The sequence below is a fragment of the Leisingera sp. ANG-Vp genome (assembly GCF_000813725.1).
In the GTDB taxonomy this organism is placed as follows: Bacteria; Pseudomonadota; Alphaproteobacteria; order Rhodobacterales; family Rhodobacteraceae; genus Leisingera.
This window is the reverse complement of record NZ_JWLD01000121.1, coordinates 1548-2245: the sequence shown is the minus strand read 5'-3', so window position 1 is coordinate 2245 and position 698 is coordinate 1548. Positions and strand designations below refer to the sequence as shown.

The 698-nt window shown below is 60.7% G+C and carries 2 pseudogenes; both read right to left on the bottom strand.

The window, feature by feature from the left end:
- A pseudogene (locus RA20_RS24230) lies at window positions 1-252 on the bottom strand (TolC family protein); the annotation flags it as partial.
- A gap of 73 nt (window positions 253-325) precedes the next feature.
- Window positions 326-698 (bottom strand): annotated as a pseudogene (locus RA20_RS24225) (Ig-like domain-containing protein); the annotation flags it as partial.

The window sequence follows — 698 nt, the reverse complement described above, 5'->3', positions numbered from 1 at the left end:
CGCTTCGGCGGCGCGGGCCGAGGCGGCAATGGCAGCCTCGGCCACCTGGCCATAAGCGCTGTCAGGGGTGAGCAGCGAGCGGCGCTGCATCAGCTCATGGATCACTTCGGAGCTGTTTTCGCCGGATTGCGTGAAATTGCTGCGCGGGGCGGTGTCCGCCGCGCTTTCAGCACCGCCGAACGGCAGTGTCTGCGCGCAGGCCGACAGGCTGCACATCACTGCGATGGCGCAAAGAAAGCGTCCCGGTTGCATCCTGCCCTTTGCCCTTTTGTTTAAGGGTTTTAAAGTCTTGGGCCCGGCAGCACCTGGCTGCCGGGCCAGTCAATCAGATCACGGTATTGATGTCTTCATCGACGATCACAGTGGTGCCGTCACTGCCGAGGGTATAGACATTATAGGTCTCGCCATCGATGGTTTCGGTGCCGCCTGCAACTGCCCCGGAAATGGTCAGCTTATCGTCTGTATCGCCGTGCACGATCAGCGTATCGTCATTGTCCGACAGGGCGTTGATGTCCGCCTCGGTCAGGGTCAGGTCGACATTGTCCGCATGCACCAGGTTCAGCTCATCGATATTGAACTGCGATAGGCCTGCATTGCCCAGCACGCTTGCATCGGCCCCATCCTCAAGCACTACCATGTTGCCTGAGCTGTTGCCTGCGCTGTCCACCCGGTTGACCACCAGATGCGAGCCGTCCGGC